This window comes from Modestobacter excelsi (genome assembly GCF_005930495.1).
Classification (GTDB): domain Bacteria; phylum Actinomycetota; class Actinomycetes; order Mycobacteriales; family Geodermatophilaceae; genus Modestobacter; species Modestobacter excelsi.
On record NZ_SJEX01000008.1, the window covers coordinates 18133 to 38817 of the forward strand.

Consider the following 20685-nt stretch of genomic DNA (forward strand, 5'->3'; position numbering starts at 1 on the left):
CCGGGCCCCGGGTGTGACCGATGGGGTGGGCGGGGCACCGGGGCCCCGGCAGGGACGGCCCGCCCCCGCCCGCGACGGTATCGTCGCCAGCCGTGACTACAGGCAGCCCTGACCTCGTCGTCGTCGGCTCGGGCTTCTTCGGCCTCACGGTCGCCGAACGCGCCGCCACCCAGCTGGACAAGCGGGTGCTGGTCATCGACCGCCGCGACCACATCGGCGGCAACGCCTACTCCGAACCCGAACCCGAGACGGGCATCGAGATCCACCGCTACGGCGCGCACCTCTTCCACACGTCCAACAAGCGTGTCTGGGAGTACGTGAACCAGTTCACCGAGTTCACCAAGTACCAGCACCGGGTCTTCAGCATCTACGACGGCCAGACCTACTCCCTGCCGATCAACCTCAGCACGATCTGCCAGTACTTCGGCAAGAGCTTCAGCCCCGCGGAGGCCCGCGCCCTGGTCGCCGAGCAGGCCGGTGAGATCGACACCGCGTCGGCCGCCAACCTCGAGGAGAAGGCGATCTCGCTGATCGGTCGCCCGCTGTACGAGGCGTTCATCCGCGCGTACACGAAGAAGCAGTGGCAGACCGACCCCACCGAGCTCCCCGCCGAGGTCATCGCCCGGCTGCCGGTGCGCTACACGTTCGACAACCGCTACTTCAACGACGACTTCGAGGGTCTGCCCGTCGACGGGTACACCGCCTGGCTGACCAGGATGGCCGACCACCCGAACATCGAGGTGCGGCTGTCCACGGACTTCTTCGACGTCCGCGACGAGCTGCCCGCCGACGTCCCGACCGTCTTCACCGGGCCGATCGACAAGTACTTCGACTACTCCGCCGGCGAGCTGGGCTGGCGGACCCTGGACTTCGAGCAGGAGGTCCTGCCGATCGGCGACTTCCAGGGCACCTCGGTGATGAACTACGCCGACGAGGACGTCCCCTACACCCGGGTCCACGAGTTCCGGCACTTCCACCCGGAGCGCGCCTACCCGACCGACAAGACCGTCGTGGTGCGCGAGTACTCGCGCTTCGCCGAGACCGGTGACGAGCCGTACTACCCGATCAACACCCCCGAGGACCGGGCCAAGCTGGAGACCTACCGCGAGCTCGCCGCGAGGGAGGCCGCCGAGAAGCGGGTCCTCTTCGGTGGCCGGCTCGGCACCTACAAGTACCTGGACATGCACATGGCGATCGGGTCGGCACTGAGCATGTTCGACAACCGCATCCGCCCCTTCTTCGACCAGGGCGCGTCGCTCGACGGCCGCCTGGACGACTGACCGAGGACTGATCCCACCATGACGAGCACTTCGGTCAACCCCGACCTGGTTGCCGACCTGGCCCCCGAGGACCTCGTCCCCGGCAAGGCCGTCACCCTGCTGCAGCGGGTCCTCATGCCCCGGCCGGCCGACCCCCGCAAGGTCCGCACCCTCTACGTCGACGAGGAGCGCTCCGAGCGCGTCCGGGTGCGGTCCCGCTCGACCGGTGAGCTGAGCGCCGGCGACGAGGTGTCCTTCGCGACCTACTTCAACGCCTTCCCGGCGGCCTACTGGCGGCGCTGGACCTCCCTGCCCACGGTGACCCTGCGGCTGAGCCTGTCCGGTGCCTGCCGCATCGACGTCTACCGCAGCAAGGCCAACGGCGACGTCATCCACGCGGCCGGGGCCACCGTCGCCGGCACCGAGCGCACCGTGGAGCTCGAGCTGGACCTGGCCCCGTTCATCGACGGCGGCTGGTACTGGTTCGACCTCACCGCCGACGAGGACGTCGTCATCGAGGAGGCCGGCTGGTACGCCGACCGCGAGCCGCTGCGGCCCGGTCGGCTGGCCGTCGGCATCTGCACCTACAACCGGCCGGTCGACTGCCTGGCCGCGGTTGCGACGATCGCCGAGGACCCGGTCGTGCTCGCCGAGCTGGCCGCCGTGGTCGTGGCCGACCAGGGCAACCGCAAGGTGCGCGACGACGCCCGCTACGCCGACCTCGCCGGGTCCCTGGGCGACCGGTTCCGGCTGGTCGAGCAGGGCAACATGGGCGGCAGCGGCGGGTTCGCCCGGGCCATGCACGAGTCGCTGGAGAACACCGACGCCACCCACGTCCTCTTCCTCGACGACGACGTGCAGCTCGAGGCGGACAGCCTGCACCGGGCGCTGGCGCTGAGCCGCTTCACCGATGCCCCGATGCTGGTCGGCGGGCAGATGCTGGCGATGCAGGACCGCTCGGTGCTGCACACCATGGGCGAGGTCGTGGACCGGTACTCGTTCCTGTACCGCCCGGCCGCGCACGCCGTCATGCAGCACGACTTCGCCCACCACTCGCTGCGCCGGACGCCGGCGCTGCACCGCCGGGTGGACGTCGACTACAACGCCTGGTGGATGTGCCTGATCCCGCGCGAGGTGGCCGAGCAGGTGGGGCTGCCCCTGCCGCTGTTCATCAAGTGGGACGACGGCGAGTACGGCCTGCGGGCCGGTGCCGCCGGGTACCGCACGGTGACCCTGCCCGGTGCCGCGATCTGGCACCTGGCGTGGACCGACAAGGACGACGTCACCGACTGGCAGGCGTACTTCTTCGCCCGCAACCGGCTGATCGTCGCCGCCCTGCACAGCCCGCACAAGCGCGGCGGCGGCATCGTGCGGAGCGCGCTCAAGGCCGACCTCAAGCACCTGTTCCGGCTGGAGTACGCGGCCGTGGCGCTGCACGTGCGGGCCTACGAGGACTTCCTCGCCGGTCCCTCGGCGGTGTTCCCGGCGCTGAAGGAGGCGCTGCCCAGCGTGCGCGCCGAGCAGGCCTCCTACGTCGACGGCCGGGTCATCACCCAGCGGTCGGACATCCCCGAGCCGGAGATGAGCGCGGTGGTCACCGAGGGCATGGCACAGCCGCCGGTGGGCAAGAGGTCGATCGCGATCGCCGCCGTCCGGGCGATCCGGAACAACCTGCGGCCGATGGCCGAGGAGCGGCCCCGGCCGCAGCTGGAGATCCCCTCGCAGGACGCGCAGTGGTTCGTCCTGTCCCGGCTGGACAGCGCCACCGTGGGCACCGCCGACGGTCGTGGCGTCACGCTGCGCCGCCGCAACCCGGCGGTCTTCTGGCGGCTGGCCAAGAGCGCCGTCCGGCTCAACGTGGAGATCGCGCGGCGCTTCCCGCAGGCCACCGCGGACTACCGCGGTGCCTACGGCGAGCTCACCTCGGCGGAGAACTGGCAGAAGGCCTTCACCCAGTGACCGGCGGGGCCGTCAGGGGCGGGTGAACCGCTCCTGACGGCCCTGGCGGACCAGGCCCAGCCAGGTCCGCAGCCCGCGCACGTCGCGGCGGCCGAGGAAGAACCAGCTGAAGCGGACGAGCTCGAGCGGGAACAGCCAGCGCATGCCCGGCTGGCTCATCAGGTAGCCGCGGTTGCGGTAGGTGAAGAACCGCTTGGCCTCGTCCGGCGGGTACTGCGCGGACAGCCGGCCGCCGGCGATGGGCAGGAACTCCTGGGTCCCCTCGGGGTGCACGTACGCCGCCTGCAGGCAGGTGCCGAACGGCAACCCGGAGCGCACCAGCCGTCGGTGCACCTCGGTCTCGTCCCCGCGCAGGAACAGCCGGTAGTCCGGCACGCCGACCGCGTCGAGGGCGTCGGCCCGGAACAGCGCGCCGTTGAACAGCGACGCGTAGCCGGGGAGGAAGTCCACGTCGGCGAACTCCTGGAGCGAGCGCCGCCACCGCAGACCGCGCCGCAGCGGGAAGGCCAGCAGCGTGGGGTCGGCCTTGTCCACCACCGCCGGGCTCACCTCGGCCAGGCCGCGGTCCCGGGCGCAGGCCAGCAGGGTGGCCAGCACGTCGTCCCCGGCGGGCCGACCGTCGTCGTCGGCGCACCACACCCAGTCCGCGCCCATGCTCAGCGCGGTCAGCATGCCGAGGGCGAAGCCGCCGGCCCCGCCGAGGTTCCGCTGCGAGGGCAGGTAGGTCACCGGGAGTCCCGAGGCGGCGACCACGTCGGCGGTCTCGGCGTCCGGGCCGTTGTCGACGACCAGCACGTGGTCGACGGTCCGGGTTTGCGCGGCCAGCGCGGCCAGGCTCTCGGCGAGCAGCCCGGGGCGGGCGCGGGTCACCACGACCGCCACCACCCGCTGCCCGTCCGGGCCCGCCGGGAGGCCGGCCGTCGGACCGGTCACGACCGGCCCGACGGGAGCGGGGCCGGCCACGGGGCGGCGGGCACGGTCACCGGCGGGTCGTTGGGGAACGGGTCGTGGCCCTTGTAGGAGGTCAGCACCTCGCGCAGCTCACCGGTCTGCTTGACCTGGCCGTGCTCCATCCAGATCGCCGAGGTGCACAGCTGCTTGAGGAACTCGTCGGAGTGCGAGGCGAACACCAGCAGCCCGGCCCGCTGCACCAGCTCGGACAGCCGGTCCCGTGCCTTGTCCAGGAAGGCGGCGTCCACCGCGCCGATCCCCTCGTCGAAGAGCAGGATCTCCGGGTCGATGCTGGTGACCACACCCAGCGCCAGGCGCACCCGCATGCCGGTGGAGTAGGTCCGCAGCGGCATCGCCAGGAAGTCGCCGAGCTCGGTGAACTCGGCGATCTCCTCGACCCGGGCCTCCATCTGCTTGCGGTTCATGCCCAGGAAGAGCCCGCGGATCATGATGTTCTCGTAGCCGGAGATCTCCGGGTCCATGCCGACGCCGAGGTCGAAGACCGGCGCCACCCGGCCCTCGATGGTCGCCGTCCCGCGGGTGGGCTCGTAGATGCCCGACAGCAGCCGCAGCAGCGTCGACTTGCCGGCGCCGTTGTGCCCGACCAGGGCGACCCGGTCACCCTCCTCGATGCGGATGTCGATGTCGCGCAACGCCTCGATGACGGGCACCTTGCGCTCGTCGGAGGCGATGTTGCCGCCGACCATGCCGAGCACCGCCTTCTTCAGCGACCTCGTCTTGGCGTCGAAGATGGGGAACTCGACGCTGGCGTGGTTGGTCTCGATGCGGACCACGGGTGCAGCCTCTCTCTCGCCGTCAGACCCAGTAGGAAACGCGCGACCGGTAGCGGCGCAGCGCCCACAGGGTGACGACCCAGCCGACGACGGTGATGGCGAGCACGATGACCCAGCTGTGCCAGACCAGCGACTCGCCGAGCATGGGCCGGCGGATGATCTCGATGAAGTGCAGGAACGGGTTGACCTCGGCGATCCGGGCCCGCTCCGCGGTGGTCGGGTTGGGGCTGTTGAGCAGGTCGTCGTAGATCCACACGACCGGGGTGAGGAAGAAGGTCAGCTGGACCAGGCTGCCGATGATCGGGTTGAGGTCACGGAAGCGGGCGCTGGCCATGCCGAACAGCAGCGCCACCCAGGCCCCGTTGACCGCCAGCAGGAGGAACGCGGGGAAGGCCATCAGGCTCGACCAGTGCAGCGCCCGCGGGAAGACCATCAGCATCACCGCGTAGACGATCAGGTTGTGGGCGAACAGCAGCGTCTGCCGCCACACCAGCCGGTAGACGTGCACCGAGATCGGCGCCGGCAGGTGCTTGATCAGCCCCTCGTTGGCGATGAAGACGTCGGCGCCCTCGAGGATGCAGCCGGAGATGAACGCCCAGACGATGAACCCGACGAGGATGTAGGGCAGCTGCTTCTCCAGCGGGTTGCCGAACAGGCCCGCGTACAGCACCCCGAGCGCGACGGCGGTGACCGCCATGCTGATGGTGATCCAGATCGGCCCGAGCACCGACCGCCGGTAGCGCTGGCGGATGTCCTGCCAGCCGAGATGCCCCCACAGCTCCCGCTGCCGCCACCCTCCGACGAGGTCGGCGCGGGCGGCAGCCCAGGCACCGCCGGACACATTGGTGACAGCCACGTCCGCGAAGGCTACCGCCGCGGCCGCCCAGCGGCCGCAGCGCCCGACCGAACCGTGGCGGCGGGGGCGGGTGGGACGACCGTGACGAACGAGTCCCCACGCACTCGGCACGCCCCGGGGGTCAGCAGGTCCGCTGTCTAGTCTCCCGGTGTGTTCCAGGACAGCCAGCCCTCCGTCCCTGCTCCGCGGGTCCGCCGGGCGGTCCTGGCCCTGGCGTTGGTCTCGCTGGTCTCCTCAGTGCTCTACGTGGTGGCGCCCGTGCAGCGCCCGGAGGCCGTCTACGCCTGGCCGAGCACGGCCGGGGACGCCTCGGCGGTCGCCATCCCGCTGATGCTGTACCGGCCCGAGCGGCTCGAGGCCTCGGTCAGCTGCACGGACGCCCGGGCCTCCTCCGACGCCGGCCACGTCCTGGTCAGCACGACGCCGGTCGACGCCGCTCCCGGGCCCGGGCTGCCCGACGGGCTCACCGTCCGGTCGACCGACGGCCGGCTGCAGGTCGACGTGGGCGGGACGTCGCTGGACCCGGTGCCCGTACCGGCGGACGGAGACTGCTCCTGGACGCTGGTCAGCACCGTCACCGGGACCGCGCTCAGCCGCGACGGGCGGGTCCTCCAGCAGGTCGACGGGGACGTCCGGCCGGGCGTCGCCGGGGTCTTCAGCGAGCTCGACTCCACGCGGGGCAGCCGGGTGGCAGTCACCGCCGACACGGTGTTCCAGACCTCGCCGACCGGCTGGAAGTACACCCTCGGCGTTCTCGCCGTGGTCAGCCTGCTCGCCGCGATCGTGCTGGCGGCCCGGGCCGACCGGCGTCGTCCGGCGTCCGCCGACCCGGGCCGGCCGGTCCGGGCGCGCGCCCGCTGGGTCGTCGACGTGCTGGTCGCGCTGGTCCTCGCGGGCTGGACGGCGATCGGGCCGCTGACCATCGACGACGGGTACATCTCCGGGATCATCCGCAGCCGGGAGGGCAACGGGTACGTCAGCGACGTCTACCGGTGGCTGGGCGCGCCGGAGGCACCCTTCGGCTGGTTCTACGAGGTCCTCGGCCTGTGGACGCGGATCAGCGACTCGACCCTCTGGCTCCGCGTGCCCTCCGCCCTGCTGGGCCTGGCGGCGTGGCTGGTGCTGGGCCGGGCGGTGCTCCCCCGGCTGGGCGCGGCCGGCGCAGGGCTGCGCCGCTACGTCCTCGCCGCCGTGGTGTTCGGTGCGTGGTGGCTCCCCTTCGGGCTCGGGGTCCGCCCGGAGGCCTGGGTCGTCGTCGGGCTCGCCGTCTCCCTGGTGCTGGTCGAGCGCGCCCTCGAGCGGCGCGCGGTCGCCCCGCTGGCGGTGGGCCTCGTCGTCGCCGGGGCCACGCTGGCCGTCACCCCGACCGGCGCGGTCGCGTTCCTGCCGTTCGTCGCGGCTGTCGTGCCGCTGCTCCGGCTGTGCCGTGAGCGGCGGGACCTGGGCTGGTGGGCGCTGCTGGCGCTCGCTGCGGCGGGTGCCGCGACCACCGTGCTGTTCATGTTCGGCGACCAGTCGCTGGCGGCGATCCGGCTGGCCAACCGGATCCGCACCGACCTTCCCGGGTCGCTGCCCTGGTACCAGGAGTACGAGCGCTACTCACTGCTGCTGACCGCCGGTGACGTGCAGGGCCCGATCTCCCGGCGGGTGCCGGTGCTGCTGACCCTGCTGGCCACGGCCGGGATCCGTTGGCAGCTGCGCCGGGTGGCCGCGGACGTGCGCCCCTTCGTCCTCCGGCTGCTGACCGGCCTCGGGCTGTCCCTGGTGGTCCTGCTGTTCACCCCGACGAAGTGGACGCTGCACTTCGGCGCGTTCGCCGTGACCGGCACGGCGGTGCTGCTGGTGGACCTGGAGCTGTTCTCCCGGCGCGGCCTGGCCGACCGGGACGACCTGGCCGGCTCCGTGCCCGGGGCGCCGGTGCGGTCGGTGCCGGTGGGCTGGGTGCGGACCTGGGGCACGGCGACGACCGCCGTGGCCATGGTCGCGGCGCTCTCCTACGCCGGGTACAACCAGTGGGCCTACCTCTCCGACCTGGCCATCCCGTGGAACGACCTCTCGCCGCGGCTGCTGGGGATCACCGCGTCGGGGGCGGCGCTGGCCCTCGCTGTGGTGGCCGGCCTCGGCACTGCTGCGCTGTGCGTCGCCGCGGCGCTGCGGGACGAGACGGAGGTCCGGCTGCGAGTGGTGCGGCTGCTCCCCTCCCCCGCGGCGATCGCCGTGCTGGTGCTCGCGGCCACGGTCGCGCTGGAGCTGCTGAGCTTCGCCAAGTCCAGCTACGAGCGCCGGGACACCTACTCGTTGGCCAGCGACACCGCTGAGACGCTGACCGGCGAGCCGTGCGGCCTGGCCGAACGGCTGTCGGTGGAGACCGACCCGGTGGCGGGGCTGCTGGCACCGGCGGTCGGGGTCGTCGGCGACACCCCCGTCACCGACGGCTTCGCCGAGGTCGAGGGCGGCGAGCTGGTGATGGCCGGCGTCGACCTGCCCGGTTGGACGGCGTCCGACGCGCACCGTGACGGGGCCGGCGACGGCCCGGCCCGGCTGGTCACCGGCTGGTACCCGCTGACCGAGCCGCTCCGCACCGGCGCGGTCCCGCTGACGGTCACGGTCGACGGCCCGCTGAGCGTCGGCACCCGGTTGGTCGCGGAGTTCGGCCGGCAGTCCGGCGCCGACGTCGAGACCCTGGGCGAGATCGGCTTCAGCGACCCGGAGGGCGGGCTCGGCACCCGCGACGTCCGGCTCGACGTCCGGGCAGCGGGTGCCGACGCCGACCTCGTGCGGCTGGTCGCCGAGGACGGCGGCACGGACTCCGCTGAACCGCTCGCCGTGTCCGCGCCCCGCGCACCCGGGACGACGCCGTTCAGCGACGTCGTCCCGGCCACCGAGCCGGCCCTGGTCGACTGGCCGGTCGCCTTCGTGTTCCCCTGCCAGCGGCTCAGCGTGCAGGCTCAGGGCACCACCGACGTGCCCACCTGGCGGATCGCCGCGGCCTACCCGAACCACGCCGGGGACATCATCGTCGCGGCGGCGGTGGGCGGGCCGTACGCACCGGCCGCGCAACTGGTCGACCAGGTCGTGTATCCCGTCTACCAGGACGGCGTGCCGCTCGAGCGGCCGATCACGCTGCTGCGCTGGGTGCCCCGGGAGGCACTGGCCCAGCCCGAGGTGACGGTGGAGGACCGAACCGTCGCGGGGTGGGCCAGCTGATGACGCGGCCGGCCACCCCTCACGCGGACGGTGTCCGCCGGACCGCGATCAGGTAGGGGCCGACCTCCGCTGTCGTGAACGCCGGGGACGCGAACAGGTCAGCACCGAAGACCACGTCGAAGAACTGCACGTTCGGGTCGGCCGGGAAGACGTCCCGACACAGGCGGAGGTGCAGGCCGTCGGGCTGGACGCCCAGCACGAAGACCGTCGGCGGGGTCCACGTCGCGGCGTCGAGGCCGGTGAGCAGCTCACCGGTGCTCGAACTCGCTGCCAGGTCTTCCAGGTAGGCGGTGCGGTCGGGGTAGTCGGCGAGCGGGTTGGCGTAGTGCGGGGTGATCTCCTGGAAGGACCGGTAGGGCTGGAAGGACAGCAACGAGTAGTTGGTCGTGAGAACGACCAGGTCGTGGGCGTCCGCGCTGGTCAACCGGCTGATCTCGGCCGCCAGCGCGTCGCTCCACCCCTCCTCCCGCCCGGCGTCCTGGCGGCCCAGGGCGTCGGCGCCACTGGGGTAGGGGGTGCTGTATGCCTGCTCGACCCGCGGCTCCAGGTCTTCGCTGCGGTCCGTGACGACCTGGGTGGTGGCCAGGACCACCAGCACGCCCGCGGCCACGCCCAGCCGCCGGGCCGCGAGCCCGTGCCGCGCCAGAGCGGCTGCGACGACCGGGCCGAGCTCGGCCGTCGCCAGCACGCCGGCGATGCCCAGGCAGAGGACGAGGACGGTCTCGATGCGGAAGCTCAGCAGCGTGGTGTGTGCCAGGACGGCGGCGGTGCTCAACCCGTACCAGCCGTAGGCGCAGCCGACGCCGACCAGGAGCGGGGTGAAGACGGAGGAGTGCCGGGATGAGCGCCCGCACAGTCGTGCCAGGAGCGCGACGAGTCCGGCGATGAGGAGCAGTCCCCATGGATCGCCGTGCAGGACGCCGGGCAGCTCCGTGGAGCTGGTCGGCAGGAACCTGGCGGCGTGGTTGTCACCCAGGCCCGAGTGCACGGCCTGCAGGAGGAAGGGCGACCAGGCCAGCAGCGCGATGACCGAGGCCGTGACGGCCACGGTCGTCAGCCCCACCACCGACTCGCGCAGCGACGCCGTCCGGCGTTCCCGCCGTCGGGTCAGCACGTGCACGACAGCCAGGACGCAGAACAGCACCGCGGCGAACAGCGCGTACAGGGTGTACGTGCTCACACCCAGCCCCAGGTACAGGCCCACCGGGACGAATCCGCGGAGCGATGGTCCCGCCGACCGGGACATCTGTCGCCAGAAGTGCACAGCGGCAGGCGGGAGCAACGCGGCAACCGGCCAGGAGTACGGCTCGGTGGCGACGAGCGAGATCGACAGGACGAGCGTGACCCCCGCGATCGCGACGGCCGGACGCCAGCTCACCAGGCGTTCCCAGACGCAGAAGACGAGCGCCGGTGTCAGCCCCACCGTCGCCAGTGCGATCGGCTTGTAGGCCGCCCACGCCTCCAGGCCGGACAAGGCCGCGATCCGGCCGGCCGGCCAGAACCACCCCGCGGGGTAGAACGGCGGCAGGTCCGGGTAGCTCATGTCCGCGAGGGCCGCGCTGTCGGTGAGCCGGGTCAGGTACTGGGTGCGGAACTCCTGGTCGCTGATCAGTCCGCCGAAGTAGTACGACGTGCCGTGCAGCGGCCAGGCCAGCAGCGCGGTGGCGGTCGCGGTGAGGGCCACCACGACCACCAGGGACCTGACCCAGCGCGGGACGCCGGTGGCCAGCACGGCGCACGCGAGCACCGCCGTGCCGAGCACCGCAGTCCACGTTCCAGCCGCTGAGGCGACGTTCGACTCGACCGGCACGTCCACGGCGGAGACGACCCACTGGACGACCACGGTGACCAGCCCCGCGACCCCCAGCAGCACCGGGACTCCCTGCCAGGGTGCCGGTCGCTCCCGAGCGGGGACGAGCGCTCCTTGCTCGCCCTCGGGGCCCCGGAGGCCCCGTCTGTCCATCTCCACCGTGTCCTGTGCCACGTTCCCCCGCTACGCCGAGCCCGACGGCAGCTGCCCCTCCGGGTGAGGGGCTCGTCCCGCTGCCACGCACAGGGTGACATGCCGTTCCGGAACTCAGTCGTAGCTGACGGTGATCACATTGGGCGCGGCGGTCCAGGTGATCCGGCCGTGCTCGAAGTCGCTGGCCCGCCCCCCGGGGACGGCGTACTCGCTCCTCGTCGGGTAGCCCAGCTGCGACGTCACGCCGCCCAGCGCGGCGTACCGGGTGTAGATGCCGCCGTACACCGCGCGCGCCCCCGTCGCCGGCGACCAGATCACCGCACCCGTCTGGAACGTGTTGACCCGGCCCCCGCCGTCCGCGGTGTCCAGCTCGTCACTGGTCGGGTACCCCAGGATCCCGGTCTCCCAGCCCATGGACGCCCACAGGTCCCGGATCTGACCCTGCACCGCATGCGCCGAGGTGGCCTGGGACCAGTAGATCGACGCCCCACCCGCGAAGTGGTTGAACCGACCCACCCGGTCGGGAGGGGTCAGCTCATCGGTGACGGGCAGCCCGTAGCCCCAGTCCAGGCCACCCAACGCCGCCCAACGCCTGGCGATGGCGCCCTGCACCACCCGCACACCGCCCGCCGGGGTCCAGTAGACGACCCCGTCCTGGAAGGTCGAGGCCAGCACCCCGGGTGCCTCGGCGTGCTCATCGGAGACCGGGAGCCCCAGCGGCCCGGTCGGCCCGCCCGTGGCCAGCCACCGGGCCCGGATCAGCCCCTGCACCACGCGTGCACCCGTGCTCTGCGACCAGTAGATCGACCGCTCACCGCTGAAGGTGTTGTACACACCGGCACCACTCGTCGCCTGGCTGCTGGTCGGCACCGCCCAGGACAACCCGCCCCGGGCCGACCACTCGGCTGCCACCGGCCCGTGCACCTCCACGGCACCACCCGCCGCCGTCCAGAACACCGTGCCCCGCTGGAAGGTGCTGTACCGGCCGCCGGCAGCAGGGACCTCGCCGCTGGTCGGGTAACCCAACGGCCCGGTCTCCCAGCCGGTCTGCTGCCACAGGTTGCGGATCTGCCCACCCACCAGCTGCGCACCCGTGGCCGGCGTCCAGTAGATCGACGCACCGTTGGCGAAGTGGTTGAAGCGACCCACGCGGTCCGGTGTCCCGAGCTCGTCGGTCAGCGGCGCACCCAGCGCCGCCGGGCCACCGGCAGCGGCGTACACGCCCCAGATCTGACCCGCGACGACGTGCGCGCCGGTGCTGGCCGTCCAGTACATGTAGCCGCGCTCGTACTGCTGCCAGGAGACCCCGGCCGTCGACCCACCCGAGCCCACGGCCGCGCCCAGCGATGCGCGCAGTGCCGGGTCGGAGGCGTAGCGGGCGGCGATGGTCGGCTCGGAGCCGGCGGCCATCAGCGCGGCCACCCCGGCCCTGATCTCGTCCATCCGGGCGTAGCCGTACCGGCCGGGGCAGGCGGTGGAGCCGACGTCGCGGTGGGCGAAGACGGTCGGTTCGGTGACCGTGACGCCCGCGGCGTACTTCGACGTGCCGCCTCCGCTCGAGGTGAGCCTCGCGGTCCCCCTCGGGTCGACGCCGTACAGCGAGAACTTCCAGGCGATGATCGCCTCGACCGCGTCGATCATCGGCTGGGTCGTCGGGGCGATGTCGTAGTTGCCCAGCATCGAGACGCCGAAGGTGGCGGTGTTGAACCCGCCGGCGTGCGCGCCCATGACCGTGCTGGACAGCCCGCCGTACCGGCCCTCCCACAGCCGGCCGAACTTGTCGGCGATCACGTTGTAGCCGATGTCGCCCCAGCCGAGGCTGACGGTGTGGTACCGGTAGATCGACCGCATGATCGCCGGGACGTCGGCGGCGGTGTAGTTGTTGCTGTCCGCGGTGTGGTGGATCGTCGCGGCCTTGATCGTCGCCGCGTACTGCGGGGCCCAGGTCCGGATCTTCTCGTCGGCACCCCACTGGGCGCGGGAGTAGACCGCGGGCATGGTCGTGGCGGCGTGCGCGGTGTCGGTGACCTCGGGTGCGCCGGGCGCGCTGTCCGCGGCGCTCTCCCCCGGGTCGACCAGGTCCAGCGTCACGTCGGTCGGCTGGGCACCCGAGCGGGTGACCAGCTCGACCTCGACCCCGGTGCTCGGACCGGTCCACAGCGGCGAGGTGCCCCCGCGCAGCTGCGCCCCGGTGTCGGCGGCGGACTGGTCGGCGGTCTCCTGGGCGACCTCCGTCCACGGCCCCCACGCACCGTCGGCGTCGGAGACCCGGACCTGGACCAGCGTGTCGGTGACCGCCGGGTCCTGCGCCCAGGTGACGCCGACGAGGGAGAAGGGGTCGGTGCCGGTCCTGCTCACGGTCAGCGTCGGCGTCGATGCGTCCACTCCGGCCACCGGGTCGGTGGTGCCCTCCTGGACGTCCGCGGCCGGCGCCGGGTCCTCCACCGAGCCCATGACCACCTCGTCGGACGAGGTGGTCACCGGCACGGCCTCCGGGAGGGGTGCGGCGTAGACGGGGACGACGAGCAGCGTCGCGGTCAGTGCGAAGAAGGCGGTGGATCCGGCCAGGATGCGGCGCACGGAATGGGCCTCCGATCAGCGAGTGGCAGCCGCCGAGGCGGCGTCTTCCGCGTAGTTCATCGTCCAGCCGGGCCCCGACCTTGAGCCGTCCGCGGCACCGGTCTCCGGCCGGCACCGGCCGGGAACCGGCGTCGGCACCTGGTCACCGGTCGGTCGGACCGTCCAGGCGGGGACGCCGCGCCGGTGCGGACGACGACCCCTCCGGGACACGCCCGAGGCGGGAGTGCCGGGTGGTGGCGGAGGGGCGAGACACGGCGCCGACGCCCCCGAGCGGCGGGCCGGACGACCGGGACCCCGGTCGTACAGTGACCAGCACACGCCGCCTGACGACGGGCCACTGGGCACCTCACCGACGTCGGCAGCCCGACGTGAGGACGACATGAGCACTGACGACCGCGACGCGCCGGGGAGCTCCCGCCCGTTGCCCCCGCGACTCGATCCCCGGGCCGGTCGGCCGGCCCGCGGCCGGTCGGGGTCCACCGGTGCCACCGCCACCGCGACGTCCGCCGCCGGCGGCCGCCGGATGGTCTGGACCGGCCGGGTCGTCGCGATGCTGCTCTCGCTGGCCGTGCTGGTCACCAGCGGCTGGGGCTGGTACCTCGGCCGGGTCGCCGACGCGACTGTCAACCGCACCGACGCCATCCCGACGTCCGGCAACGACGAGACCGTCGAGACCGGCGCGGCGATGAACCTGCTGCTCGTCGGCAACGACAGCCGCTCCTCGCTGACCGAGGAGCAGCTCTCCGAGCTCAACGCCGGCACCGACTCGGGCACCAACACCGACACGATGATCCTGGTGCACGTGCCCGCCGACGGGTCGAAGGCGTCCTTCGTCTCCTTCCCGCGCGACTCCTACGTGCAGATCCCGGGCCACGGCTGGGACAAGCTCAACGCCGCCTACGCCTACGGCCGGCAGGACGCCCCGGACGGCGCCTCCGACGCGGCCCGCTCCGCGCAGGGCGCCCAGCTGCTGGTGAAGACCATCAGCGCGTTCACCGGCCTGCGCATCGACCACTACGCAGAGGTCGACCTGCTCGGTTTCTTCGAGCTCAGCAGCGTCGTCGGCGGCGTCGAGGTGAACCTCTGCAACGCGGTCGACGACTCCTTCTACTCCGGTGCGGTGTTCCCGGCCGGCGTCCAGACGATCAGCGGCGCGGACGCGCTGAAGTTCGTCCGGCAGCGGCACGAGCTCCCCCGCGGCGACTTCGACCGGATCATCCGCCAGCAGGTGTTCATCGCCGGCGTGCTGCGCAAGATGCTGTCCGACGACGTCCTGCTCGACCTCGGCAAGCAGCGGGAGCTGGTCTCGGCGGCCTCGAAGTCGCTGACGGTGGACCAGAACCTCAACCTGCTGCAGCTGGCCCAGCAGATGCAGTCGGTGACCGCCGGCAGCATCGACTTCCAGACCGTGCCCTACGTCGGCGACGACACCGACGACGCCGGCCGCTACATCCTGCGGCTGGAGGACGAGGACGCGCTGCACTCGTTCTTCGCCGCGCTCTCCGCCGAGCCGCAGCAGACCGCCGCCCCGACCACAGCGGCGCCCGCCACCGTGGCCCCTGCGGACGTGTCGGTCGCGGTCTTCAACGGCTCGGGCACCAGCGGCCTGGCCGGCGAGGCGGCGACCCAGCTCGAGAGCGCCGGGTACACGATCACCGAGACCGGCAACGCCGACTCGATGGACCACACGACCACCGAGATCCGGTACGCCGCCGGCGACGAGGCACTGGCCACCACGCTGGCCGGGTCCGTCCCGGGTGCCACGACCGAGCAGGTCGACGACGCCACCAGCGGGACCGTCCAGCTCGTCCTGGGCTCGGACTTCAACGGGGTCGGCCAGGCGGTGACCGCCCCGGCGGCCCCTGCCCCGACCACCGAGGGCGAGGACCAGCGCACCGCCGCGGACACCAGCTGCATCAACTGACCCCCGCAGCCGAGGAGACCCCCGTGCTGACCGACCTGACCGTCGACGAGACGGGCGTGGTGTTCACCGCGGCCGCGGAGGACCGCCTCCGGGCGGTCGACGTGCTGCTGGACGGCCGGCGGATCTGGTCCTTCCGGATCGCCGACGCCGCGGCCGCTGCCGAGGACGACCCCACCCGGTTCCGGATGCCCTGGCCGGCCGTCCTGCTGCCCTACCTGGACGGCTGGTCGACCGTCGGGCTGCGCCCGGTCGACGGCCGGGACGGCCTGCAGGTCGCCACCGCCCGCTTCGGCACCGGGGGCCACCCGGTCCGGTTCGAGGACGCGCACGGGCTCGGCCTGATGGTCAACAAGTGGGGGACGATCGGCCACGCGCTCGCCGACTACCCGGCCGGCATCGAGCAGCGCCTGCTCGACCGGGTCGACCGGGTGCGGGAGGTGATCGCCGCGGCCGTGGACGTCGACGTCTACGTCACCGGGGGCACCCTGCTGGGCCCGTACCGGGACGGGCACGTCATGCCCAACGACGACGACGCCGACCTCGCCTACCTGAGCGGTCGCCGGCACCCGGCCGACGTGGCCCGGGAGGGCTTCGTCCTCGGCCGGGCCGTCGCGGCCGCCGGCATCACGGTGCTGCGGCTGTCGGCCGGGCACCTGCAGCTGCACTTCGAGCACGAGGGCCGGCCGGACGGCTACGTCGACATCTTCACCGGCTGGATCGACGACGCCGGCTGGTGGTACCAGCTGTTCCCGATCCGCGCGCAGGTCCGGCGGGAGCAGCTCGTCCCGCCCGCGACGCTGGACGTCGAGGGGCATCCCGAGCCCATGTGCCGGGAGCCGGAGCTGATGCTGGAGGAGCTGTACGGCCCCGGCTGGCGGTCCCCCGACCCGGCGTTCTCCTTCGACGTGCCGCGGACCACCTCGGACCGGTTCTACGGCTGGATGTCCGACCAGCACATGGACCGGGAACCGTGGGAGGACCACTACCGGTACGACGTCCTCGGCGGCCGCGTCGAGCTCGGCACCGAACCGACGGCGTACGCGCAGGAACTGGCCGGGCGGCTGGCACCCGGGACGACGATCGTCGAGCTCGGCGCCGGCCGCGGCCACGACGCGCTCTGGCTCGCGCAGCAGGGCCACCGGGTCCAGGCCCTGGACTACGTCCGCTGGCCGATGCTCCGGGCCGCGGAGGCCGCGGCGCAACGGGGGCTCGACGCCACCTTCCGCACGGTCAACCTCTACGACCCGCGGCGGGTCCTCGCCCTCGGCGCCGAGCTGGCCGCCCGCGACGAGCCCACGGTGGTCTACGCCCGCGACCTGCTCGCCACGCTCTGGGACGTCGGCCGGCCCGGCCTGCACCGGCTGCTGTCGATGCTGCTGCGCCGCGGCGGCGAGGCCCACCTCGACGTCCCCCGCTCCAGCCTGCGTCCCGACCCGTCCCGGGGCGGCCTGCTGCACCGGGCCGTCGACGTCGACGTGCTCGCGGCGGAGATGGCCGGCTACGGGCTCGTGGTGCGCGACACGGTCGACGTGGTCGAGGAGGTCGCCTGGCCCGGCGGCCGCCAGCAGCCCGGGGCGACCGACCCGACCGCCGGCAGCGAGACCGGGGGCGCGAGCTCCCGGCTGGAGAAGACGAGGATGGTGGTGGCATGGCGGCGACGTCGCTGAGGCAGGCCCTCGGGGGCCCGGTGCGCCTGGTGCGCGGGCGGCTGCGGCTGGGGACCCGGCTGCGGGAGCGCATCGTCCCGGAGATGGACGAGCTCCTCCGCAGCAACGCCGAGCTCCGGGCCGACCGGGACCGGCTGTTCACCGAGCTGCGGCTGGCCTTCGAGTCGGTCACCGCGGCCCACCAGGGCATCGCGGACCTGCAGACCGAGCAGCGGGCGCTGCGCGAGCGGCTGGACACAACGCTCCGGCTCGCCGAGTCCGCGCCACCGCGCCTGGACGTGCTGGAGGACGGTCTGCACGAGGCGCGGCGGCTGAACCTGCGCATCGCCGAGCTGACCGACGTCGTCGCCGAGGTCGTGCTCCCGCTGCACGACCGGGACATCGATCCCGCCGCGATCGACCGGCTGCGGGCCGACACGCTCTGAACGCGACGAGGAGCTGTCAGATGGGCAGCTTGCGGAACACCGCCCGCGGCGTGTGCCGCAGGCCGCTCATGACCCAGCGCATGGCGCCGGGCACCCACACGGTGTGCCGGCCCTTGCGGACGCCGGTGACGATCGCCTCGGCGACCGCCTCGGGCGTGGTGGCCAGCGGCGCGTCGGCGATCCCCTCGGTCATCTTCGACCTGACGAAGCCGGGACGGACCACGAGGACCGAGACGCCGGAGCCCACCAGGGAGTCCGCGAGACCGGAGTAGAAGGCGTCCAGACCGGCCTTGGTCGACCCGTAGACGAAGTTCGACGCCCGCGGCCGTTCCCCGGCGACCGAGGAGAGCGCGACGATGACCCCGTGCCCCTGCCGGCGCATGAGGTTGGCCAGCTCCGTGCCGACCACCGTGGGCGCCACGTAGTTGACCTGCGCCAGCTGGGCGACGGCGGCGGGCTCGGTGCGCAGCTGGTCGGCGTCGCCGAGCAGCCCGAAGGCGACCACCGCGACGTCGACGTCACCGCCGGCGGCCGCCGCGGCGACCATCGACGCCGGCGAGGAGGCGTCGTCGGCGTCAAAGTCGACGACCTCGACGGTGCCACCCGCGGCCTTGAGCTCGTCGGCGACGGCGCTGCGGCGCGGGGTGTCCCGCGCCGCCAGGACGATCCGCAGCGGCCGCTCGGCCAGGTACCTGCGGGCGGTGGCCACGGCGATGTCGGAGGTGCCGCCGACGAGCAGCAGCGAGCTGGGGGAACCGAGTGCGTCGATCACAGTGCGAGCCTCCTGGCCAGGTCGGAGGTGAAGACACCGTCGGGGTCCACCCGCTTGCGGACGGCCCGGAAGTCGTCGAGCCGGTCGTACATCTTCTCGAAGGTCTCCGGGCGCACCCGGGAGTCCTTGGCCAGGTAGGTGCGGCCCGCCGCGGCGATGACGACCTCGTCGAGGGAGTCGAGCAGGCCGGCCAGCCCCTTCATCACCGGGATGTCCAGCGCGAGCGTCCAGCCGGGCGAGGGGTAGGACAGCATGCCCGGGTTCCCCGGGCCGAACCGCTTGAGCACGGCGAGGAAGGAGGCGGTCCCGAAGGAGCTGAGCCGGTCCAGCACCTCACGCATGGCCTCCTCCTGCCCGAAGGGCACGGTGACCTGGTACTGCACGAAGCCGCGCGGCCCGTAGATGCGGTTCCAGCCACCGACGGCGTCCAGCGGGTGGAAGAAGGTCGGGATGCTCTGCAGCTGGTCCCGCTTCTTCTTCGGGGCCTTGCGGTACCAGACCTCGTTGAACGCCGCGACCGTGGCCAGGTTGAGCAGGCCGGGCGGGAAGACGTCGGGCACCGAGGCCTTGACCGAGCCGTGGTACTTCAGCGGGTCGGTCCGGCGCTTGGCCGGCAGTTCGTCCAGCTTGGCGAACCGGCCGCGGGTGACGACCGAGCGGCCCATCCGCTTGCCCTTGGCGAGGGTGTCGATCCAGGCCACCGAGTACTCGTAGAGGTGGTCGGTCTCGGTGAGCAGCGTCATCAGCGAGTCCAGGTCCTCGGTCCGGTCGGTGTCGACCAGGCAGCGCGAGGACTCGATCGCCTTCATCTGCACCTGCGCCCGCAGGATGACCCCGGTCAGGCCCATGCCGCCGGCGGTGGCCCAGAACAGGTCGGCGTCGGACTCCGGGCTGATCCGGCGGACCTGCCCGTCCGCCGTCAGCAGGTCGATCCAGCGCACGTGAGAAGCGAAGCTGCCGGCGACGTGGTGGTTCTTGCCGTGGATGTCGGCGGCGATGGCCCCGCCGACGGTCACCAGCCGGGTGCCCGGCGTCACCGGGACGAAGAAGCCCTGCGGGACGAACTGGTTCATCAGCTCGTCCAGGGAGATCCCGGCCTCGACGTCGACCAGGCCGGTCTCCAGGTCGGCGTGCAGCACCCGGGCGGCGGCGGTCATGTCCAGCACGGTGCCGCCGGCGTTCTGCGCGGCGTCGCCGTAGCTGCGGGCCAGGCCGCGGGCCACGACACCGCGACCGGTGGCGGCCAGCACGGCGGCGCGGACGTCGTCGTCGTCGTGGACCGGGGTGAGCGCGGCACGGGTCGGGGCGGTGCGGCCCCAGCCGACGAGCGGGACGCGGGGAGGTTCGGGTGCGGTGGTGGAGAGGAGAGCGGTGTCAGCCACTGAATACCCCCAGGGCGACGGTCAGCGCCCAGAGGGCGCCGAGGATGAGCAGGACACGGTCGTGCATGACGATCTCCTCGGGGGCGCCGGCGGCGCCCTTGTCGACGTCCCGCGCGTACCGCAGGATCGCCAGGACGAAGGGGGCGATGGAGAAGGTGGCCCACGGGACGCCGTCCTGGGCCTCCGCCATCTCGAAGGCCCACAGGCTGTACGCGGACAGCGCCACCGCGGCCGAAAGACTCCATACGAAACGCAGGTAGCTCGCGGAGTACTCCCGCAGGGTCTTCCGCGTCGCGGCGGCGTCGCCGACGACGATCAGCTCGGAGTAGCGCTTCCCGGCCACCATGAACAGCGAGCCGAAGGCCGCCACCAGCAGGAACCACTGGGACAGCACCAGCCCGGCCGCCACACCGCCGGCGATGCCGCGGAGCAGGAACCCGGAGGCGACCACGGCCAGGTCGATGACCGGCTCGTTCTTCAGGAAAGTGCAGTAGGCCAGCTGGATGACCACGTAGCTGGCCAGCACCCACGCCAGGGCCGGCCGGGTGAGCAGCGCGCCGGCGGTCAGGGTGCCGGCGAAGAGCACGACGGCGATCGCGACGGCCGCCGAGCGCGGCACCAGGCCGGCGGCGATCGGCCGGAACCGCTTGCGCGGGTGCCGCCGGTCCTCCTCGACGTCGATCGAGTCGTTGACCAGGTACACGCCGGAGGCGGCCAGGCAGAACAGCGCGAAGGCGACGGCGGTGGGCCCCATCACGTCGGGGTTGAACACCTCGCCGGCGGCGAGCGGCGCCGCGAGCACGAGGACGTTCTTGACCCACTGCCGGGGCCGCAGTGCGCGGACGAAGCCCCAGGGGCGAGAGCCCCGGAAGCCCGGCGTCCGCGGCGGCGGGGCGACCTTGCCGGGTTGACCCGTGCCTGCCACCGGGCTGAGCGCCGGACCCGT

At 72.9% G+C, this 20685-nt stretch carries 14 protein-coding genes; 6 read left to right on the plus strand and 8 right to left on the minus strand.

Annotated elements, in window-relative coordinates; genetic code table 11:
• Nucleotides 1–92: 92 nt before the first annotated feature.
• Both glf and FHL80_RS04750 read left to right on the plus strand, forming a co-directional pair.
• Nucleotides 93–1280 (plus strand): UDP-galactopyranose mutase, encoded by a 1188-nt coding sequence (gene glf / locus FHL80_RS04745; protein WP_138732309.1) that lies wholly within the window; start codon nucleotides 93–95, stop codon nucleotides 1278–1280.
• A gap of 18 nt (nucleotides 1281–1298) precedes the next feature.
• Nucleotides 1299–3218, plus strand: coding sequence for a glycosyltransferase (locus tag FHL80_RS04750; RefSeq protein ID WP_138732310.1), 1920 nt, complete (start codon nucleotides 1299–1301; stop codon nucleotides 3216–3218).
• A 12-nt stretch (nucleotides 3219–3230) separates the two neighbouring features.
• On the opposite strand, the gene glfT1 is transcribed toward FHL80_RS04750, so the two are convergent.
• Genes glfT1 through wzm form a run of 3 tightly spaced genes read right to left on the minus strand, consistent with a single transcriptional unit; the run spans nucleotide 3231 to nucleotide 5819 of the window.
• Nucleotides 3231–4151, minus strand: coding sequence for a galactofuranosyltransferase GlfT1 (gene glfT1, locus FHL80_RS04755; protein ID WP_138732311.1), 921 nt, complete (start codon nucleotides 4149–4151; stop codon nucleotides 3231–3233).
• The gene (gene wzt, locus FHL80_RS04760) at nucleotides 4148–4963 is read right to left on the minus strand and encodes a galactan export ABC transporter ATP-binding subunit Wzt/RfbE (protein ID WP_138732312.1); all 816 of its coding nucleotides are present in this window, start codon (nucleotides 4961–4963) and stop codon (nucleotides 4148–4150) included. Before wzt ends, glfT1 begins: the two co-directional genes overlap by 4 nt.
• A gap of 22 nt (nucleotides 4964–4985) precedes the next feature.
• Nucleotides 4986–5819, minus strand: a complete 834-nt coding sequence (gene wzm / locus FHL80_RS04765; protein ID WP_138732313.1) for a galactan export ABC transporter permease subunit Wzm/RfbD — start codon at nucleotides 5817–5819, stop codon at nucleotides 4986–4988.
• A 150-nt stretch (nucleotides 5820–5969) separates the two neighbouring features.
• Between wzm and FHL80_RS04770 the strand changes: the two genes are divergently transcribed.
• Nucleotides 5970–9026 (plus strand): arabinosyltransferase domain-containing protein, encoded by a 3057-nt coding sequence (locus FHL80_RS04770; protein ID WP_138732314.1) that lies wholly within the window; start codon nucleotides 5970–5972, stop codon nucleotides 9024–9026.
• Nucleotides 9027–9045: 19 nt separating this feature from the next.
• Here FHL80_RS04770 and FHL80_RS04775 read toward each other — a convergent pair whose 3' ends face one another.
• Both FHL80_RS04775 and FHL80_RS04780 read right to left on the minus strand, forming a co-directional pair.
• On the minus strand, nucleotides 9046–10899 hold the full coding sequence (locus FHL80_RS04775) for an arabinofuranosyltransferase (protein ID WP_216870427.1): 1854 nt from the start codon (nucleotides 10897–10899) through the stop codon (nucleotides 9046–9048).
• A 204-nt stretch (nucleotides 10900–11103) separates the two neighbouring features.
• Nucleotides 11104–13569 (minus strand): N-acetylmuramoyl-L-alanine amidase, encoded by a 2466-nt coding sequence (locus FHL80_RS04780; RefSeq protein ID WP_138732316.1) that lies wholly within the window; start codon nucleotides 13567–13569, stop codon nucleotides 11104–11106.
• A 379-nt stretch (nucleotides 13570–13948) separates the two neighbouring features.
• On the opposite strand from FHL80_RS04780, the gene FHL80_RS04785 reads away from it, so the two are divergent.
• Genes FHL80_RS04785 through FHL80_RS04795 form a run of 3 tightly spaced genes read left to right on the plus strand, consistent with a single transcriptional unit; the run spans nucleotide 13949 to nucleotide 17585 of the window.
• Nucleotides 13949–15493 (plus strand): LCP family protein, encoded by a 1545-nt coding sequence (locus tag FHL80_RS04785; RefSeq protein ID WP_138732317.1) that lies wholly within the window; start codon nucleotides 13949–13951, stop codon nucleotides 15491–15493.
• A 23-nt stretch (nucleotides 15494–15516) separates the two neighbouring features.
• A complete protein-coding gene (locus FHL80_RS04790) occupies nucleotides 15517–17160 on the plus strand; it encodes a LicD family protein (protein WP_138732318.1) in 1644 nt (547 codons plus the stop codon).
• Nucleotides 17142–17585, plus strand: a complete 444-nt coding sequence (locus tag FHL80_RS04795; RefSeq protein ID WP_138732319.1) for a DUF6752 domain-containing protein — start codon at nucleotides 17142–17144, stop codon at nucleotides 17583–17585. The genes FHL80_RS04790 and FHL80_RS04795 overlap by 19 nt, the downstream gene beginning before the upstream one ends.
• Before the next feature lie 16 nt (nucleotides 17586–17601).
• Here the strand turns inward: FHL80_RS04795 and dprE2 are convergent, their stop codons facing one another.
• Genes dprE2 through FHL80_RS04810 form a run of 3 tightly spaced genes read right to left on the minus strand, consistent with a single transcriptional unit; the run spans nucleotide 17602 to nucleotide 20664 of the window.
• Nucleotides 17602–18357, minus strand: a complete 756-nt coding sequence (gene dprE2, locus FHL80_RS04800) for a decaprenylphospho-beta-D-erythro-pentofuranosid-2-ulose 2-reductase (RefSeq protein WP_138732320.1) — start codon at nucleotides 18355–18357, stop codon at nucleotides 17602–17604.
• Nucleotides 18354–19739, minus strand: a complete 1386-nt coding sequence (dprE1, locus tag FHL80_RS04805; protein WP_138732321.1) for a decaprenylphosphoryl-beta-D-ribose oxidase — start codon at nucleotides 19737–19739, stop codon at nucleotides 18354–18356. The genes dprE2 and dprE1 overlap by 4 nt, the downstream gene beginning before the upstream one ends.
• Nucleotides 19732–20664, minus strand: coding sequence for a decaprenyl-phosphate phosphoribosyltransferase (locus tag FHL80_RS04810; protein WP_246078460.1), 933 nt, complete (start codon nucleotides 20662–20664; stop codon nucleotides 19732–19734). Before FHL80_RS04810 ends, dprE1 begins: the two co-directional genes overlap by 8 nt.
• Nucleotides 20665–20685 lie beyond the last annotated feature (21 nt).